Source organism: Pseudomonas frederiksbergensis (genome assembly GCF_000802155.2).
In the GTDB taxonomy this organism is placed as follows: Bacteria; Pseudomonadota; Gammaproteobacteria; order Pseudomonadales; family Pseudomonadaceae; genus Aquipseudomonas; species Aquipseudomonas frederiksbergensis_A.
In genome coordinates this window covers 286849-303739 of sequence record NZ_JQGJ02000003.1, presented here as the reverse complement: position 1 = coordinate 303739, position 16891 = coordinate 286849, and the positions used below count along the sequence as shown (strand labels likewise).

Sequence of the window (16891 nt, the reverse complement as noted above, 5' to 3'; positions counted from 1 at the left end):
CCGCTGGCGTCAGGATGAAATGACGCAAAGCGCTGATCTGTCACCAATGTCACGCTTGGGATGACGACTGGCAACGTTCAGCCGGGCATTAGCGCTCTGTGACGATGCCTGACCAGGGCATTGAGCGTTATGCCAAGGAGGCTGAACGCTATCAGGCACAGCGCCAGCGTGAGGGGCAGGGCGAACGGAGAAAGGCTGATGGCGGCGCTGGTCAGTCCGCCCGTGACAAAAATCAGCACGCTGCCCGCCGAGGCGGAAGTACCGGCCTGCTCCGGAAAAATGTTCATCGCCTGGGTATGGGCTGCCGCGCGCGCAATCGTTGTGCCAGCGGTACAGACAACCATGGGCAGCAGCACGGTAGTGATGGAAAGGCCCAAGATGTTGAAGAGCACCAGCATTGATAAACCTGCCGCCAGGATCAGGCCCAGGCCGGTGATGATCTGCGCGTGCGAGTCGATTCGGTTGCTGAGTACGGTCGCGCATGCGCCCCCGCCGATGTAGGCCAGCCCATAGCCCAGCAATGTCATTGAGAAAGCCTCCTGGGAGAGCTGCAACTGTTCGATAAAGATCAGTGGCGAAATGACGATGAACGAAAAGTGGCAGGAGAACGCAAACGCCGACGTCAGCCAATAGGCGACGAAACCGAAATGACCGCAGACGTTTCGATAAGACGCCAAGAGGCTCATCCGCCTGGATCGGCAGCCTTGTACCGCGCCTTCGAGGAGCAAACAGGCGCCGGCAAATGCGCCGATGGCCAGGACGATGAACACGATGAAACTGCCGCGCCAACCCATCCAGCTCTGTAGGCCGGTGCCGGCCAGTGGCGAAACGGAAATGAAGATGCCGCCGCAGGTGACCAGGAAAATACGCAGGCGCTGTTGTTGCGCCCCGGTGAACAAATCCTGGATCAGGGCCTGGGAAATGACAAAACAACCGCAACCCAATGCCTGGATGATACGAAATAACAGGAACAGCCAGAAATTGTCCGTGAATACACATCCCGCTGCACCGATGGCAGAGACGGCAATGCCGATCAACAACAGTTTCTTACGACCCAAGGCATCGCAAAGCGGGCCTATCAATAGCTGGGAGAGCGCAATGCCGACCGCGAACAGGCTGACGGACAGGGCAATGTCAGACGATGAGTTGCGAAAGTGTTCAGACAGTGCCGGGAATGAGGGCAGCACAACATCGATTGGGAATACGCCCAGCAGCGTCAGCATCGACAGCAGGCCGACAATGGCTCGCTTGTGAATCGAAGGGCGTTCGGATAGGTCAGGCATCGATGAACCCCGCCTCGCAGAAAAGCGCTCGGTTGTGGTCATCGTCAAAGAAACCGGCCCGTCTCATGGCCAGCAATGTCGACACCGCGCCTGACCTGACCCGTGCGGCATGAGCGTGTGGCAGCACGATCCCGGCAACGATCTGGCGCGATGCCGGCTCATCGAATCCCACGCTGGCGAGGCTGCGCATCAGCCAGGGCATATCCGGTTCAAAATAGAGCGCGATGATCTCCAGCAGGAGCCTTGCGGCCAGTTGGCGTTGCGTTACGTCGAGGATCGGCCAGAGGTAGCTGAAAACCTCGCTGAAGTAGCGGCTGTGGCGCGCCTCGTCCTCCAAATGGGTCCGGAGCATCCGATAGACCGTGCTCACCAGGGTTTTCCGGGTAAGGGTCAGCAGCTCCCTGGCGATAATCGTTTCGGAGACGAATCCCAGCAGGAACCATGCGAGAGGGCGGTTTGGGAGGGGGCACCTCTGGATCACTTCCAGCAGCCGGCCGATTCGCCGGGCTGGAGGGCGCTCATGAATGCCATAGAAGGTAGCGATCTGTTCAGCCACCTCATGGGAAAACAGTGCATGGTAGCCTTCGTCGGTATAAAGCTGCAGCGCCGCAGTTTTCATTTGCCTCGGAATCGGCACGGCAAGTTCGCCATGGACAAGAGTTTCAACAGAGCGGTTGACGACCCGGTGCTCCAGCATCGTCGTGTAATCGAGGAAGTACACCAGGTGATTGGCCGCGAGGCGTTGGCCAACGGAGTGGCCCGCCTGTATGACCAATGGATGTTCGATGTAGGGAATGAAGGCCGGGGGAAACCAGTTCCGACTCGACAGTTGCCGCTCAAGATCGTCAGGCAAGCGATAGTCGTCTTGACGTGCTCGCACGGCCGCCTTGCCGTCCCAATCGCCCAAGGTATAACGCGATGCCCGGGCAGAGGTCGGGCCGCTCATGGCATGACGTCCTGTTTGTCGAGCAACGCCATCAGCTCGGGGCAGTGGACCTGGCTGTCACCGTGGCCGCAGCCGACAAAAAACAGCGGTTGTTCGGGGGCTTGCTCAAGGTCGAGCAGGCGCTCCACCTGGTGATCGGCCAAGGCCCCGGTCAGCCAGGTATCCAGGCCCAGGGCGGTCGCAACCATCAGGAAGCTCTGGGAGACGTGGCCTGTCTCGACAAAAGCCATCCGATAGGCGCGGGAGTGCCCGTATTTCCACCAGAGTTTGTCGAAGCGCGAAGTAATGAACAGTCCGAATGGCAGGGAATTGATGAAATGCTGCCCGCACAACAATTGGCCCAGTGGTTCATCCGGCAGCCTCCGGACCAGGCTTATCGCATGTTCGTCCGGGTGATAGGCATAGATGCCCGTATCGAGTCCCTTGACGTTACGTACGTATAAATATCCTTCGCAGGCATTGAGGCCGCCACCCGAGGGGCTGCTTCGTCGCGCGTCGAATCCAGCGTCGGGGCATGATCGTTCGTTCAGGTATCCCAAGGTCAGGTAAAGAAGGGTGCTGACCTGGTCGAGGGAAATGGGGCGATTGTCGAATGAGCGGGAGGTGCGTCGGTTGAGCAGTGTTCGTAACAGGGAGACCTCTCCGAGCTCGCCCCATGAAGGGCGCTCCAGGGCGATTCGCTCGACGGGATACTGCTTTGTCCTGGCTGGAGGCGGTGGAGAGGAAAGCACTTCGGCGCAATGGTGGAGATAGAGCGTTGCCCATTCATTCACATTCCGGGGGACGTTTTCGCAAGGAATGTTCTTCGTCCCGATATGAAATATCTTCGAGAGCTCATCCCATTTCCATTCAATGTGCTTCTCTGGTCCCTCGACCAATATCCCTTTGTCTGCCAGTTCCATATCGATGGGGTTTGAACGGTCGAATCGGGAAGGGTCGTTTACAAGTTGCGCCAGTCGAGTGGTGTAATAGATGTCCAGCTCGTATTGAGTGTGTTGTTCATAGTTCCATACTATTTGATGCGGAGGGCGCGCCAGGATGAACAGGCAAGGGTTTATATGCATGGCATTGTTTCCGCTGTGATTGAAAAGATGGGGCCGAGGTGCCGGCGATCCGCGGCCCCGTCGTCTTGCTTAGCGGACTTTTGGCGTTATCAAACCTGCCAGGTTGGCGATTTTGTTAACTTCCAGGGTGATAGCTTTCATGATGGGGCTCCTTGCTTGATAAGTGTTGTTTTCTTCTAAGGGTTGTCACTTCCGGTGTGACAGTTCAATGATAGTTTCTAGCGAGGGCTTGGCAAGCGAATATCAGGTAGGACGGCTCCAGTAATTGCGTGGGATAGTTCATACAAATAGTGTAAGTGTCGGCTTTGTCTTCGTGCTGCGGTAACTTTTCTTACATGGCGCGCAAAAAAAAACGCAGCCTGGGCTGCGTCGGGAATTGCAATGTTCAAGTGCTGGGCGCGACAGTGGCTACGCCCAGCGGTGACTTAGCTGTTAGGCAGCAAGCGGCACGTAATGCTCTTGATGTAGCGTGTTTCCGCGATGGCCGGGTGCACCGGATGGTCAGGTCCCTGGCCGCCGCGTTCGAGCAGTTGGATGTTGCGATCCAAGTGACGGGCGCTGGTCAGCAAGATGTTTTGCAGATCGTCTTCGGGCAAGTGCATCGAGCACGAAGCGCTGACCAGGATGCCGTCCTTGCTGAGCAGGCGCATGGCTTGCTCATTGAGGCGGCGATAGGCACCTTCGCCATTCTTCAGGTCCTTCTTGCGCTTGATGAAGGCGGGCGGGTCGGCCACGATGACATCGAAACGCTCTTCAGAGGCCTTGAGTTCTTTCAGGGCTTCGAACACGTCGCCTTCAATGCAGGTCAGCTTTTCGGCGAAACCGTTCAGGGCCGCGTTGCGTTCCACGCCGTCGAGGGCGAAGGCCGATGCGTCGACGCAGAACACTTCACTGGCCCCGAACGCCGCGGCTTGCACGCCCCAGCCGCCGATATAGCTGAACAGGTCCAGTACGCGCTTGCCCTTGGCGTAGGGGGCCAGGCGTGCGCGGTTCATGCGGTGGTCGTAGAACCAGCCGGTTTTCTGGCCCTCCATGACCGGCGCTTCGAATTTCACACCGTTCTCTTCCAGGGCAACCCATTCCGGCACGAGGCCAAATACGGTTTCGACGTAGCGCTCCAGGCCTTCGGCATCGCGGGCGGCGGAGTCATTCTTGAACAGGATGCCGCTGGGCTTGAGCACTTGGGTCAGGGCGGCGATCACGTCGTCCTTATGGGCTTCCATGGTGGCGGAGGCGATCTGCACCACCAGGATATCGCCGAAGCGGTCCACCACCAGGCCAGGCAACAGGTCGGAGTCCCCGTAGACCAGGCGGTAGAACGGCTTGTCGAACAGGCGTTCGCGCAGGGACAACGCTACATTGAGGCGGTGGACCAGCAGGGACTTGTCCAATGGCAGCTTCGCATCGCGGGACAGCAAGCGCGCGCAGATCAGGTTGTTGGGGCTCATCGCGACGATGCCCAACGGCTTGCCGCCCGCGGCTTCGAGGAGGGCTTGGTCGCCGGCCTTGAAACCGTGCAGCGGGGTGGCGGCCACGTCGATTTCGTTACTGTAGACCCACAGGTGGCCGGCGCGCAGGCGACGGTCGGCGTTGGCTTTGAGGCGCAGGCTAGGCAGGGACATGACGTCGCTCCGGAAAAAAGAGCGGGAGTATACCGTGTTGCAACCTTTGCGGGGCTTGTGCTGGACATGCGGCGAGGAAGCGTCGCTCGCCTCGCCGTCATGGCTTTACGCAGACAATGCGCTGATCAACTCGCGATTGAAGGCAGGAATGTCATCGGGCTGGCGGCTGCTGATCAGCTTGCCATCCGTGACGACTTCCTGATCAACCCAGTTCGCGCCGGCATTGGTCAAGTCGTCCTTGAGCGTCTTGTAGCTGGTCATGGTCTTGCCTTTGACGAGCCCGCTCGACACCAGCAACCAGCCACCGTGGCAAATCACCGCGATGGGTTTGCCGGCCGCCTCGAAGCCTTTGACGAGGTCCTGTGCGTCGGGATCGATGCGGATCGTGTCGGAGTTCTGGACTCCGCCGGGCAGCACCACAGCGTCGTATTGATCGACATTGGCGGCCTTGAAGGTCAGGTCGACCTGGAAATCGTCCGCCGGCTGGTCATGGTTCCAGCCTTTGACCTGTCCTTCGCTGGCCGAAACGATCTCCACCTTGGCCCCGGCCTGTTCCAGCGCCTGTTTCGGACCGGTCAGTTCGGCCTGCTCAAAACCATTTGTCACCAGGATGGCTACGCGTTTTTCATTCAGGGAGCCGGGCATGAAAGAATCTCCTCAAGCTGAGTGGGTGGGCTGCCGACCTAGGCCTGTATGCAGGCTTGGCTGTCGGCTCTACAAAATCCGAAGCCGAGGCTTGAATGAAAGTTCCGCCGGACTACCCGGCGGTGTGTCGGATTCATCTTTAAGGGTTAGAATCCCCGCCTGGCCCAGAGTGCGTATCCATGTCCAAAGAGCTTTCCGCCGAACAGATCCAACACTCCCTGCAAGGCATCAGTGTCCCGCCCCAGCCGCAAATCATGGTGGATTTGCAGATGGAGCAGTACATGCCCGACCCGGACCTTGAGACCATCGCCAAGCTGATCTCCCAGGACCCCGGCCTCTCGGGGGCCTTGCTCAAGATCGTCAACTCGCCGTATTACGGCTTGAGCAACAAGATCACCTCGATCCAGCGCGCGGTGAACCTCTTGGGCAGTCGTTCGATCATCAACCTGATCAACGCCCAATCGATCAAGGGTGAGTTGCACGACGACACCATCGTCACCCTGAATCGCTTCTGGGACACGGCCCAGGACGTGGCGATGACCTGCCTGACCCTGGCCAAGCGCGTCGGTCTGCAAAATGGTGATGAAGCCTACGCCCTCGGGTTGTTCCACGACTGTGGTGTGCCGCTGATGCTCAAGCAGTTCCCCACCTACATGAGCGTGCTGGAGGAAGCCTACGCCAACGCCAGTGCCGAATGCCGCGTGGTGGACACCGAGAACCGCGTGTTCAATACCAACCATGCCGTGGTCGGTTACTACACTTCCAAATCCTGGCGCCTGCCGGACCACGTCAGCCAGGCCATCGCCAATCACCACAACGCCCTGGCCATTTTCAGCGATGAGACTTCGCGCAATAACAGCCCACTGAAAAACCTGTTGGCGATCCTGAAAATGTCGGAAAACATCTGCGCTTCCCACCGCGTGCTGGGTAACCAGGCCGATGATCACGAATGGGAATGTGTTGGACCGCTGGTGCTCGATTACATCGGGTTGTCGGAATATGACTTCCAGACCCAGAAACAGGAAATACGCGACCTGGCCACTCGTTGAACGCCAGTCTTCGCCTTAGTCGAGAGCCTCATGCCAGAACTGCCGGAAGTCGAAACTACGCGCCGCGGAATCGCGCCACACCTCGAAGGGCAGCGGGTCAGTCGCGTCGTGGTACGCGATCGCCGCTTGCGCTGGCCGATTCCTGAAGACCTCGATGTGCGCCTTTCCGGGCAGCGCATCGTGCAGGTGGAGCGGCGGGCCAAGTATTTGCTGATCAATGCCGAAGTCGGCACGTTGATCAGCCATCTGGGCATGTCCGGCAATCTACGGCTGGTTGAAATCGGCATGCCCGCGGCCAAGCATGAACACGTGGATATCGAACTGGAGTCCGGCCTGGCCCTGCGCTACACCGACCCCCGCCGTTTTGGAGCGATGCTCTGGAGCCTCGATCCGCTCAACCATGAGTTGCTGATCCGCCTTGGGCCGGAGCCGCTGACCGATCTGTTCGATGGCGAGCGACTTTTCCAGCTTTCGCGGGGCCGTTCCATGGCGGTCAAGCCGTTCATCATGGATAACGCGGTCGTCGTCGGCGTGGGTAATATTTATGCGACCGAAGCGCTGTTTGCCGCCGGGATCGACCCGCGTCGCGAAGCGGGGGGCATCTCCCGGGCGCGCTATCTGAAACTGGCGATCGAGATCAAGCGCATCCTCGCCCATGCCATTGAGCGCGGCGGAACCACGCTGCGGGATTTCATCGGCGGAGACGGGCAGCCTGGTTATTTCCAGCAGGAACTGTTCGTCTACGGACGAGGCGGGCAGACCTGCAAGATCTGCGGCACGGGACTGCGGGAGATACGCCTGGGGCAGCGCGCCAGCGTCTGGTGTCCACGCTGCCAGAAGTGATTTGTCCTACGGTCTATAGTCAGTAATCAACTGATTTAGCCGAAGGATGGCCTCATGAATCTGCTTCGACCTTTCGTTCTGGCGCTCTTGCTGGGTGCCAGTTTGCCTGCCGCGGCAAACACCGAGAGCGGTGATCCGCGCTACACCATCCAGAACCCACCCGCCTACGCCATGATCGGCGACTTGCTGATTGCGCGGCCTTTGCTGCTCGCCGCCACCGTGATCGGTGCCGGGGCGTTTGTCGTATCGTTGCCCTTTACCGCGCTGGGTGGCGGTGTTGGCGATGCGGGCAAGGCATTGGTGGTGGACCCGGCAAAAGCCACGTTCGTGCGATGCCTGGGGTGCGTGGGGGAGGGGTTCGAGCGGCAGGAATAGAGGTCGACAATTAAATCTTCGCAGCGGCTGAGAGCCCCTTCGCGAGCCAGCTCGCGAAGGGGTCGGTATGGACGCTACAAATTACCGGCTCAAGCCTTGCCGGTAATCTTGCGATACTTCGCCATCAACTGTTCTTCAGTCTCCGGATGAGCCTCGTCCAGCGGGATGCAATCCACCGGGCAGACTTGCTGGCACTGGGGTTCGTCGTAATGGCCGACGCACTGGGTGCACAGGTTCGGGTCGATGACGTAGATCTCTTCGCCTTGGGAAATGGCCTCGTTCGGGCATTCGGGTTCGCAGACGTCGCAGTTGATGCAGTCGTCGGTGATGATAAGGGACATGCAGGCTCCGGCCGGGGCGTTGGGCCCGGGCAGTTGAAAACGAATAGGCGCAATTGTGCCGCAATCACGCGCACAGTGCACGCGGGCGCGATGGACTGCGCTGTGCTGCGGGGCTGGCCCGCGGCACAGCCGGCTACTTCTTGAAGCGCAGGGTCAGCGCATCGGCGACGGCCGGGTGGACGAACTTGGTAATATCGCCGCCCAACGCCGCAATTTCGCGCACCAGGGTCGAGGAAATGAAGGAGTAGCGTTCCGACGGCGTCAGGAAGAGACTTTCGACGTCCGGCGCCAATTGACGGTTCATGTTCGCCAGCTGGAACTCGTATTCGAAATCCGAGACCGCACGCAGGCCGCGCAGGAACACGTTGGCATTTTTTTCCTTGGCGAAGTGCGCCAGCAGTGTCGAAAAGCCGACCACTTCCACGTTGGGCAGGTGCTTGGTGACTTCGCGAGCCAATTCCACCCGTTGTTCCAGCGGGAACAGTGGGTTTTTCTTAGGGCTGGCAGCGACGGCAATGATCACATGATCGAACAAGCGCGAAGCGCGTTCGACCAGATCGCCATGGCCCTTGGTAATAGGGTCGAAGGTACCTGGGTACAACACTCGGTTCATCGCGTCGTCCTGGCGGGAATCCGTTGGGGAGTCGGATGGTATCGCAGCCTTCTCGGTCGGCCAAGTCGACTGTTGGTCAGGAAAGCACTATAGACGCTGCGAATAATCCATGTTTTCAAGGTTTTCCCAGGCGTTCGACCAGGGATGTCGCCAATTGTGCCGTCAATGCATACACCGACAACTGTGGGTTCGCGCCGATGCTGGTGGGGAACAGCGAGCCGTCGTGGATGGAAAGATTGCCCAGTTGATGATGGCGGCCGAGACTATCGGCCACCGCAGTCTCCGGGTCTTCACCCATGGCGCAGCCGCCCATGACATGGGCGCTGCCCAGGCGTGTGCGGTAGAGGGAAAGCTCGAGCCCGTCGATCATCGCGCGGGCCTCGGCCAGGGTTTGCACATAACGGGCATCGCTGTGCATCGGCATGACGGCCCGGGCCCCGCCGGCGAACTGAATCTCGGCCATGCTGTGGAAGGCCCGGCGCAGGCCATCCCAGGCGTAGGGCGAAACCTGATAGTCGAGCACCGGCGTGCCATCGCTGCGCAACTCAACGCTGCCGCCCGGGCTATCGGGGTGAAAACCGTCGCGCAGCAACGCCAGCATGGCATGGGTATGGGGCAGCTGCGCCATGTGCATGGCGTTCTCTGGGCCGAAGCCACCCAATAGCGTGGCGGCGAGTGCCGGATGCAGCGGCGGCACCTCCAGCTTGTAGGACATCTTGCCGGTGACACCGTCCTGCCATTGGAAATGGTCCGAGTAAATCGACTGCGGTGCGCCGTAGAACGGGTTGATTACGTCGTCGAACTGGCCGGCCGACATGTTTACCAGGTGCAGGAACGTGCGCTTGCCCAAGCGTTGGTGCGGGTCCGGTGCCGCGGAGCGCAGCAACAGGGCAGGGCTGTTGATACCGCCCCCAGCCAATACGTAGTGCCGCGCCTTGATCTTGATGCGCCGCCCGGTTGGTGCCACGCAACGCTCATCCATGGCCAGGCAATCCAAGCCGATGACCTTGTCATCCTTGATGACCAGACGTTCGGCCCGCGCCAGGTAAAGCAACGTCCCGCCCTTGTCCAAGGTGGCGGGTATGGTGGTGACGAGCATCGACTGCTTGGCGTTGGTCGGGCAGCCCATGCCGCAATAACCCAGGTTCCAACAGCCCCGCACGTTGCGGGGAATGACGTGCCAGGCGTAGCCCAGTTGTTCGCAGCCTTTGCGGACCACGTCGTTGTTGGCGTTGGGTGGAATCATCCAGGGCGCCACCCCGAGGCGTTGTTCCATGCGTTCGAACCAGGGCGCCATCTCGGCGGGGCTGTGGCCCTTGACGCTGTGCTCGGTCGCCCAATGTTCGAGGGTCTGCGGCGGCGTGCGGAAGCTTGAAGTCCAGTTGATCAACGTCGTGCCACCGACAGCGCGTCCCTGGAGAATGGTGATGGCGCCGTCCTTGCTCATGCGCCCGAGGCCTTCCTGGTACAGGCTGGTGTAGGCCTCGTCCTCGCGCAGCGTGAAGTCGTGGCTGGTCTTGAGCGGCCCTTCCTCGATGAGCAATACCTTGTAGCCGGCAGCGCTGAGAATTTCCGCCGTGGTGCCGCCGCCGGCGCCGCTGCCGATGATCGCCACGTCCGCCTCCAACACAAGGTCCTGGGTCAGTTGCGCGCCGTTGTAGGTAGTCCAGCCACGGGCGAGGCCTTCGCGGAACGGGTCGGGTAAGGGCATGTTCAGGTGCTCGTTGTTATTTTTGGGCGACCAGTCACCTGTGGGAGCGGGCTTGCTCGCGAAGGCGGTGGATCAGCTTGCATAGGTGTTGAAGGTGCAACTGCATTGGCGAGCAAACCCGCTCCACAGGACGGCTGCGCTAGCTTGAAATCAACGGTGGTCCTGGATACCCGCAATGGGCCCAGGACTCCGGCCGGCTGTACCACGCCATCATCACCATTTGCAGCAGTGAGCCGTGGCCTTGGCGCAACAAGCTCAGCGAGCTATTTTCCCACCGGCTCAGGAACTGTCGGATGTCATCGGCGCTGGCGTTTTCCCACGCGCCCCAGATTCCGGTCAGCGGCCCACGGGTAACGCCCAGCGTCAGCACATCGAACAACTGGCGTGTGAGCTTGAGCATGGCTGGCGACAGGTGCGCCAGCCCTCGATCCAGGCTCTGCAGCGTGGCATCGGTGGCGACGAGGCGTGTTCCAGCTGTCGTCGCGCCATCGAGCATGGCGGGGATCACTGCGCGCAGGAATGGCAGGTCGCTGTCGCGCAATGCCGCCAGCCCGCGGGCCGGTTCGCCGGAGGAGCAGCCGCTCAGGCTGGCGCCCAATCCGACGGTGACCAGGAAGGCGCTGGCGCCGAAGCTCAGTTGCAGCAAGCCGCGTCGGGACAGGGTGGGCGTATCGGTCAGGCTTGGGTTCATTATTGTTATTACCCGGGAAGACGCTGGTTAGCGGATGAACAGCTTCTGGATCAGTTTCTGCAACGGTTTTCCATAAGGCGGGTAGATCAGTTTCGCCGCGTTGAACCGCTGCTTGACCAGCACGCCCTTGGCTTTGCTGAAGGTCAGGAAACCTTCGTGTCCGTGATAATGCCCCATCCCCGAAGCGCCAATGCCGCCGAACGGCATATCGTCCTGAGCCACGTGCAACAGTGTGTCGTTAAGGCAGACGCCGCCGGAATGGGTTTCGTTGAGCACGCGATTCTGTTCCGTCTTGTTGTAGCCGAAATAGTAAAGCGCCAGCGGACGAGGTCGCTGATTGATGTAGGCAAATGCCTGGTCGAGCGTTTCATAGGGGACGATAGGCAGCAGCGGCCCGAAAATTTCGTCCTGCATGACCGTCATTTCATCCGTGACGTTCAGCAGAAGGCTGTGGGCCATGCGTCGGCCCTGGCTTTGCTCGAACAACTCGATCAACAACGCCCCCTTGCTGGTTGCGTCGGCGATGTAGCCGTTGAGCCGCGCCAGTTGTCGTTCGTTGATGACGGCGGTGTAGTCCGGATTGTCGATCAACGTCGGATAAAACCCGCGCACGGCCTCGCGATACGCCTCGACGAACGCCCCGACACGGTTTTGCGGCACCAGCACATAATCCGGTGCGACACAGGTCTGTCCGGCGTTGAGCGTCTTGCCGAAGGCGATGCGCTCGGCGGCGTGTTCAAGCGGGACGTCACTGGAAACGATGGCGGGGGATTTTCCGCCCAGTTCGAGAGTAACGGGTGTCAGGTTCTGCGCGGCGGCACGCATCACGTGCTTGCCCACGCTGGTTGCGCCGGTGAACAGCAGGTGATCGAACGGCAGCCTGGAAAATGCGATGCCAACGTCCGCTTCGCCAAGCACGACGGACACCAGGTCCTGGGGAAATATCCGGGCCAGCAATTGCTTGAGCAATAAGCCAGTGGCAGGGGTCGATTCGCTGAGTTTGAGCATCACCCGGTTGCCCGCCGACAGCGCCCCGACCAGGGGGCCGATCGCCAGGAAAAGCGGATAGTTCCAGGGTACGATGACCCCGACCACCCCCAGCGGCTGGTAGACCACCTTGGCCGACGCTGGCTGGAAAGCCACGCCAACCTTGCGCCGGGAGGGCTTCATCCAGCCTTTGAGGTGCCGGCTGGCGTAGTGGATACCGTGCAGGCTCGGCATCAGCTCGGCCAACAACGTTTCGTCCGCACTGCGGTGGCTGAAATCCTCGCTGATGGCATCGATCAGGGCCTGCCGTTCAGTACTCAACAATTCGGCCAATGCCTTGAGCCATTGCCGTCGCTGCTCGGCCGGCGGCATCGGGTGAGCCGCGTAGGCCTGGCGCTGGGCGTTGAAGAGCGCCTGGAGTTCGTCCAGGTGCTGTTGGGACTCGTGCAGGTAAGCAACGTCAGCGGGCATGGCGGGCACCGGATTTTTATTGGAGTCGGTGCTTTCTAGAGCTTATGCTCTAAAAAGTCAAATGAGCCTCTGTAGATCGCTTGGGTTTTATCCTGTGACCGATAGGTCGTAAGATGCCCTTCGATCACTTTTTCAGTAAAGCCCAAGCCATGGCCCCACGAATGAAAACCAGCGAGCGCATCGTGCAGAACAGCCTCGAGCTGTTCAATCGGCAGGGCGAGCGCAGCGTTAGTACCAACCATATTGCCGCTCATATGGAGATGTCCCCGGGCAACCTCTATTACCACTTCCCCAACAAGCAGGCGATCATCGCCGTGCTGTTCAGTGAGTACGAAAACCTGGTGGACAGCTTCTTGCGCCCGCCCCAGGGCCGCCTGTCCACGGTGGATGACAAGCGCTTTTACCTGCAGGAATTGCTATCGGCGATGTGGCGCTACCGATTCCTGCATCGGGACCTGGAGCACCTGCTCGACAGTGACCCGGAACTAGCGGCTCGTTATCGACGATTTTCCCAGCGCTGCCTGATTCATGGCACCGCGATCTACGAGGGGTTCGTCGCTGCCGGCATCTTGAAAATGGACCGCGTGCAGATCGAATCACTGACCCTTAACGCATGGATCATCCTCACGTCCTGGGTACGGTTCCTGTGTACCACCCGGGAAAATTCCAATCACCTGAGCGAACAAGCCATCAAGCGTGGCGTGTATCAGGTCTTGGTGCTCGAAGCGGGTTTCGTGACCGACCAGGCCCGTGAAGCGGTGGATGCGTTGTTCAAAGAATTCTACGTCCCCCTGGCCCAGACCCTGGAAGAAGGGCAGTAAGGGTCGGACCTGCTTGATTCAGCCACAGGAGCTCGCCATGCCCATCGCGCAACTCATCAGCCCCCAAGCCCTCGAACAGAGGCGATCACGGCCCGGGCTGGTGATTCTTGATTGTCGTTTTGCCCTCGAAGATCCGGACTACGGCCAGCGCAGCTACGCCGAAGGCCATATTGCCGGTGCGTCCCACGCCGACCTTGAGCGCGATCTGAGCGGCTCGGTCGTCAGGGGTGTGACCGGGCGCCATCCTCTGCCTGAGCCTGACGCGTTGATTGCGCGCCTGCGGGCCTGGGGGATCAATAACGACAGTGACGTCGTGCTGTATGACGATGGCCCCGGTGCCTACGCCGCTCGGGCCTGGTGGTTGCTGGCCTGGCTGGGCAAGCGTGAGGGCGTCCACATCCTCGACGGCGGGCTCAAGGCCTGGCACGCGGCGGGTTTGCCCCTGAGTCTCGATCCGCCTGCCATCGCGCCCGGCACCTTCAATGGTTCGCCGGACGCGGATTTGCTGGTGGACGCGCAAGCGCTGCAGCAACGCCTCGGCCAACCGGAAATGACCTTGCTGGACGCGCGGGCATTGCCGCGATTCAAGGGGGAAGTCGAGCCGGTCGACCCGGTGGCCGGGCATATTCCGGGCGCGCAATGCGCGGCGTTCACCGACAACCTGGGCGTCGATGGACGTTTCCTGCCGGCCGACCAGCTCGAGCAGCGCTTTGCCGGAAAACTCGGTGATCGCTCGCCGACCGGCTTGGTGGCCTATTGCGGCTCCGGCGTAACGGCATGCCATAACCTGTTCGCGCTGTGCCTGGCAGGATATCCGTTGGGCAAGCTATATGCCGGTTCCTGGAGTGAGTGGATCACGGATCCACAGCGGGGCGTGGCGAAGGGCGAGTAATGCTCAACCGTGTCCCAGGCTCGCCAGCCATTTGGGGATGCGCCTTTCCAGATAGTAGCCGGGGCGCCGCAACGTCCCGTCGACGAACCCGACGTGTCCGCCCCGGGTATGCAGTTCGAGCCGGGTCGACGCAGATAGCTCATCGGGCTCGGGCAAGCTGTGGGGAAATACGAACGGATCGTCGGCTGCCTGGATAAGCAAGGTCGGTGTTTTGACCCCCGCCATGAAATAGCGGCTGGAGGCGCGTCGATAATAGTCCGCCGCGTCCGAAAACCCGTGCAGCGGCGCAGTGACTCGCCCATCGAAATCCCAGAACGTGCGCATGTTGTCCAGCGAGCCCAGCGCGGCCAGGGCCGCAAGCCCTTCGTGGCGTCCGTCATGCTGGAACTGGCGTTGTTTGTTGCGTACGTAGGCCACCATCTCGCGCATGAAGTGCGCTTGGTAGAACCGGGAAAACCCCTGTCCGATACGGTCGGCGCACTGGTCCAGGCGAAACGGCACTGAAACGGCCACCGCGCCCTGCAGTTGGCTGTCGTTGCCGGTCTCGCCCAAGTGCTTGAGCAAGACGTTGCCGCCGAGGGAATAGCCCACTGCAAACAGGGGGGCCAATGGTCGTCGGCTCCGCAGGTGGATCAGGGTGGCTGCCAAGTCTTCGCTGACGCCTGAATGATAGCTGCGGGGCAGCAGGTTCGGCTCCCCCGAGCACCCGCGCCAGTTCAGCGCGACACTGGCCCAGCCTTGGTCGTCGAGTGCTCGTTGCAAGCCCGTCACGTAGGGCGAGCTGGAAGAACCGGTCAGCCCGTGAAGCACCAGCACCAACGGCGCGTCGGCACTATGGGGCCCGTACCAGTCGAGATCGAGGAAGTCGCCATCTTCCAGCCACAGCCGCTCTCGTTCACGGTTGAGGGGGTAGGATTTTCGCCATAATGGCCCCCACAAGGTTTGCAGGTGTGGATTGGCCAGGCCAAAGGCCGGTGTAAATTGCTGGCTGGACATGGAGGAAGCTGCAAGCACGTAGGATCTCGTTATTTCAAGCATAGGCGCCAGGCGTGAAGGTGCGCCCGGCGCTGCAGCGTTAAATTGCCATAAAGGTCTGCGTGGCGCGACATATGTCCTGTTGGAGCGGATCGGCCGACGGCGACACTGGCGCTGGCAAAGGTTGCTGCTCAGCCGTGGGGCCCACCGTCAGAACGTGCCAGCCATCGGCTTCAAGGTGCCGATTCAGTGCGTCCTTTATTTGCTTGGGGGTCAGTTTCTGCATTTGTTGGACGGTGTGGTCCAGATCCAGCGGCAGGTCATATCGGTTTATCTTGATCAACTGATCGAGAATCTGTGAATTGTTGGCGGTGTCATGAGCAATCGAACTCTTCATCCGGCGTTTCAGTTGGTCAACTTCCTGTTGCGTTGGTCCGTCGCGCAGATAGTCGGTGAACATTGAGCGCAGCAACGTCTGAGTGCCCTGGCTGAAGTGTGGACTGGTCCGAAGCGAGATGACAGCCAGGGCGCCATCGGCCCAGTCCCACTGCAGAATCTCGGTGCCATACACCAGGCCGCGTTTTTCCCTCAGCTGCGTCATCAATCGGTTTTCGAAAATCATATTTGCTGCGTCCAGCGCAAGGTAGTCGGCATGCTTGCGCGGCACGGTGGACTGGGCGAGCAAAAGTTGGGTTTGTTGCAGCTCCCGTTCTATATGGCTGTTTTTTGGCGTGCCGGCCGAGGAGGAGCTGTTGGGACCGGCGACGGCCTGGCGGCTGCCGGGCAAGGCGCTGCTGATCTGCTGGCTGATCAGTTGCGCCTGTTCGAGCGTGAGGTCGCCGACCAAGGTGATCTGCGCCGTTGGAGCCGAGTAGGCTTGCCGATGGAAGTCCTGTACCGCTTGGCGCGTCAGAGATTCCAACGCCTCGTTTGTGCCGAACGTCGGTTGAGCATAGGGACGTTCGGGGGCCAGTTGTTCCTTGAGGGTTTGGAACGCGAAGCTCGTCGGGTTCTGTATGCCACGCAGCAGTATGTCTTTCGCCTCGTTTTTTGCCCTTACCAATGCGTCGTCACTTAGGAGAGGACTGCCCAACATTTGCGAAAACAGCCGCAGGGCTGGAGCGCGCTTTTCCACTTCGCTCAAGCTGCGCAAGGAAAATTCGCTGCGGTGCAGACCTATATCCATGCTGAGCCTCGCCCCCAGACTCTGGAAGGTGCCGATGATTGCTTGATGGCTTTCCATACCTGGCACGCCTTCGCTGAGCATGTTGTAGGTTGCGCCGGCGAGGCCAGGGATATTGCTGCGGGCGCTTCCCGCCTCGAAGCTGACATGGACATCGAACATCGGCGCTGCCGTCGTACGGATGAACAAGACCTTGCTGCCTGCCGTTGTTTTCCAACCCTTGACGGTCAGGGCGCGCGGCTGGGGTGCGACAATGTCTGGCTCAAGAAGCGATTGCAGACGCAAATTGGAGCTATGAGAAACGGTATCGGCCAAAGCCTGTGCGCAACAACCCAACAGTGCGATGACCAACAACGCATGACAACCTACGTGAGCTGGT

At 60.3% G+C, this 16891-nt stretch carries 17 protein-coding genes; 5 read left to right on the top strand and 12 right to left on the bottom strand.

Features of this window, described 5'->3' with window-relative positions:
- Nucleotides 1–77: 77 nt before the first annotated feature.
- From JZ00_RS07345 to JZ00_RS07325, 5 genes are all read right to left on the bottom strand, one after another.
- The gene (locus tag JZ00_RS07345) at nucleotides 78–1283 is read right to left on the bottom strand and encodes an MFS transporter (protein ID WP_039590417.1); all 1206 of its coding nucleotides are present in this window, start codon (nucleotides 1281–1283) and stop codon (nucleotides 78–80) included.
- The gene (locus tag JZ00_RS07340) at nucleotides 1276–2229 is read right to left on the bottom strand and encodes a diiron oxygenase (protein ID WP_039590418.1); all 954 of its coding nucleotides are present in this window, start codon (nucleotides 2227–2229) and stop codon (nucleotides 1276–1278) included. The genes JZ00_RS07345 and JZ00_RS07340 overlap by 8 nt, the downstream gene beginning before the upstream one ends.
- Nucleotides 2226–3293: a SagB/ThcOx family dehydrogenase gene (locus JZ00_RS07335; protein ID WP_039590420.1), complete on the bottom strand. Its 1068-nt coding sequence runs from the start codon at nucleotides 3291–3293 to the stop codon at nucleotides 2226–2228. The genes JZ00_RS07340 and JZ00_RS07335 overlap by 4 nt, the downstream gene beginning before the upstream one ends.
- Before the next feature lie 425 nt (nucleotides 3294–3718).
- Nucleotides 3719–4915 (bottom strand): class I SAM-dependent rRNA methyltransferase, encoded by a 1197-nt coding sequence (locus JZ00_RS07330; RefSeq protein ID WP_039590422.1) that lies wholly within the window; start codon nucleotides 4913–4915, stop codon nucleotides 3719–3721.
- Between the two features lie 105 nt (nucleotides 4916–5020).
- Complete coding sequence (locus JZ00_RS07325) at nucleotides 5021–5560, bottom strand: type 1 glutamine amidotransferase domain-containing protein (protein WP_039590424.1); 540 nt, start codon at nucleotides 5558–5560, stop codon at nucleotides 5021–5023.
- Nucleotides 5561–5739: 179 nt separating this feature from the next.
- Between JZ00_RS07325 and JZ00_RS07320 the strand changes: the two genes are divergently transcribed.
- From JZ00_RS07320 to JZ00_RS07310, 3 genes are read left to right on the top strand one after another with little or no spacing between them, the layout of a single operon-like run.
- A complete protein-coding gene (locus tag JZ00_RS07320; RefSeq protein WP_039590425.1) occupies nucleotides 5740–6609 on the top strand; it encodes an HDOD domain-containing protein in 870 nt (289 codons plus the stop codon).
- Nucleotides 6610–6639: 30 nt separating this feature from the next.
- Nucleotides 6640–7452 carry a bifunctional DNA-formamidopyrimidine glycosylase/DNA-(apurinic or apyrimidinic site) lyase gene (mutM, locus tag JZ00_RS07315; RefSeq protein ID WP_039590426.1) on the top strand — a complete coding sequence of 271 codons (813 nt, stop codon included), beginning with the start codon at nucleotides 6640–6642 and terminating at the stop codon, nucleotides 7450–7452.
- Between the two features lie 54 nt (nucleotides 7453–7506).
- The gene (locus tag JZ00_RS07310) at nucleotides 7507–7827 is read left to right on the top strand and encodes a hypothetical protein (RefSeq protein WP_039590430.1); all 321 of its coding nucleotides are present in this window, start codon (nucleotides 7507–7509) and stop codon (nucleotides 7825–7827) included.
- Between the two features lie 89 nt (nucleotides 7828–7916).
- Here the strand turns inward: JZ00_RS07310 and JZ00_RS07305 are convergent, their stop codons facing one another.
- The 5 genes from JZ00_RS07305 to JZ00_RS07285 all read right to left on the bottom strand — a co-directional run bounded on the left by JZ00_RS07305 (nucleotide 7917) and on the right by JZ00_RS07285 (nucleotide 12641).
- Complete coding sequence (locus JZ00_RS07305; RefSeq protein ID WP_003206534.1) at nucleotides 7917–8168, bottom strand: YfhL family 4Fe-4S dicluster ferredoxin; 252 nt, start codon at nucleotides 8166–8168, stop codon at nucleotides 7917–7919.
- A gap of 133 nt (nucleotides 8169–8301) precedes the next feature.
- Nucleotides 8302–8781 (bottom strand): pantetheine-phosphate adenylyltransferase, encoded by a 480-nt coding sequence (gene coaD, locus JZ00_RS07300; protein WP_007897855.1) that lies wholly within the window; start codon nucleotides 8779–8781, stop codon nucleotides 8302–8304.
- 115 nt (nucleotides 8782–8896) lie between these two features.
- A complete protein-coding gene (locus JZ00_RS07295) occupies nucleotides 8897–10492 on the bottom strand; it encodes a GMC family oxidoreductase (RefSeq protein WP_039590435.1) in 1596 nt (531 codons plus the stop codon).
- Nucleotides 10493–10631: 139 nt separating this feature from the next.
- On the bottom strand, nucleotides 10632–11183 hold the full coding sequence (locus JZ00_RS07290; RefSeq protein WP_039590437.1) for a hypothetical protein: 552 nt from the start codon (nucleotides 11181–11183) through the stop codon (nucleotides 10632–10634).
- 27 nt (nucleotides 11184–11210) lie between these two features.
- Nucleotides 11211–12641 (bottom strand): coniferyl aldehyde dehydrogenase, encoded by a 1431-nt coding sequence (locus tag JZ00_RS07285; protein ID WP_039590439.1) that lies wholly within the window; start codon nucleotides 12639–12641, stop codon nucleotides 11211–11213.
- 149 nt (nucleotides 12642–12790) lie between these two features.
- Here JZ00_RS07285 and JZ00_RS07280 point away from each other — a divergent pair, with 149 nt between their 5' ends.
- Together JZ00_RS07280 and JZ00_RS07275 are read left to right on the top strand one after the other, a co-directional pair.
- Nucleotides 12791–13462, top strand: a complete 672-nt coding sequence (locus JZ00_RS07280) for a TetR/AcrR family transcriptional regulator (RefSeq protein WP_039590862.1) — start codon at nucleotides 12791–12793, stop codon at nucleotides 13460–13462.
- Nucleotides 13463–13499: 37 nt separating this feature from the next.
- Nucleotides 13500–14354: a sulfurtransferase gene (locus JZ00_RS07275; protein WP_039590441.1), complete on the top strand. Its 855-nt coding sequence runs from the start codon at nucleotides 13500–13502 to the stop codon at nucleotides 14352–14354.
- Nucleotides 14355–14357: 3 nt separating this feature from the next.
- Here JZ00_RS07275 and JZ00_RS07270 read toward each other — a convergent pair whose 3' ends face one another.
- Both JZ00_RS07270 and JZ00_RS07265 read right to left on the bottom strand, forming a co-directional pair.
- Entirely contained in the window at nucleotides 14358–15350 is a 993-nt protein-coding gene (locus JZ00_RS07270; RefSeq protein ID WP_039590446.1) for a hydrolase, read from the bottom strand.
- A gap of 79 nt (nucleotides 15351–15429) precedes the next feature.
- Nucleotides 15430–16863: a M16 family metallopeptidase gene (locus tag JZ00_RS07265; RefSeq protein ID WP_235433056.1), complete on the bottom strand. Its 1434-nt coding sequence runs from the start codon at nucleotides 16861–16863 to the stop codon at nucleotides 15430–15432.
- Nucleotides 16864–16891: the final 28 nt, after the last annotated feature.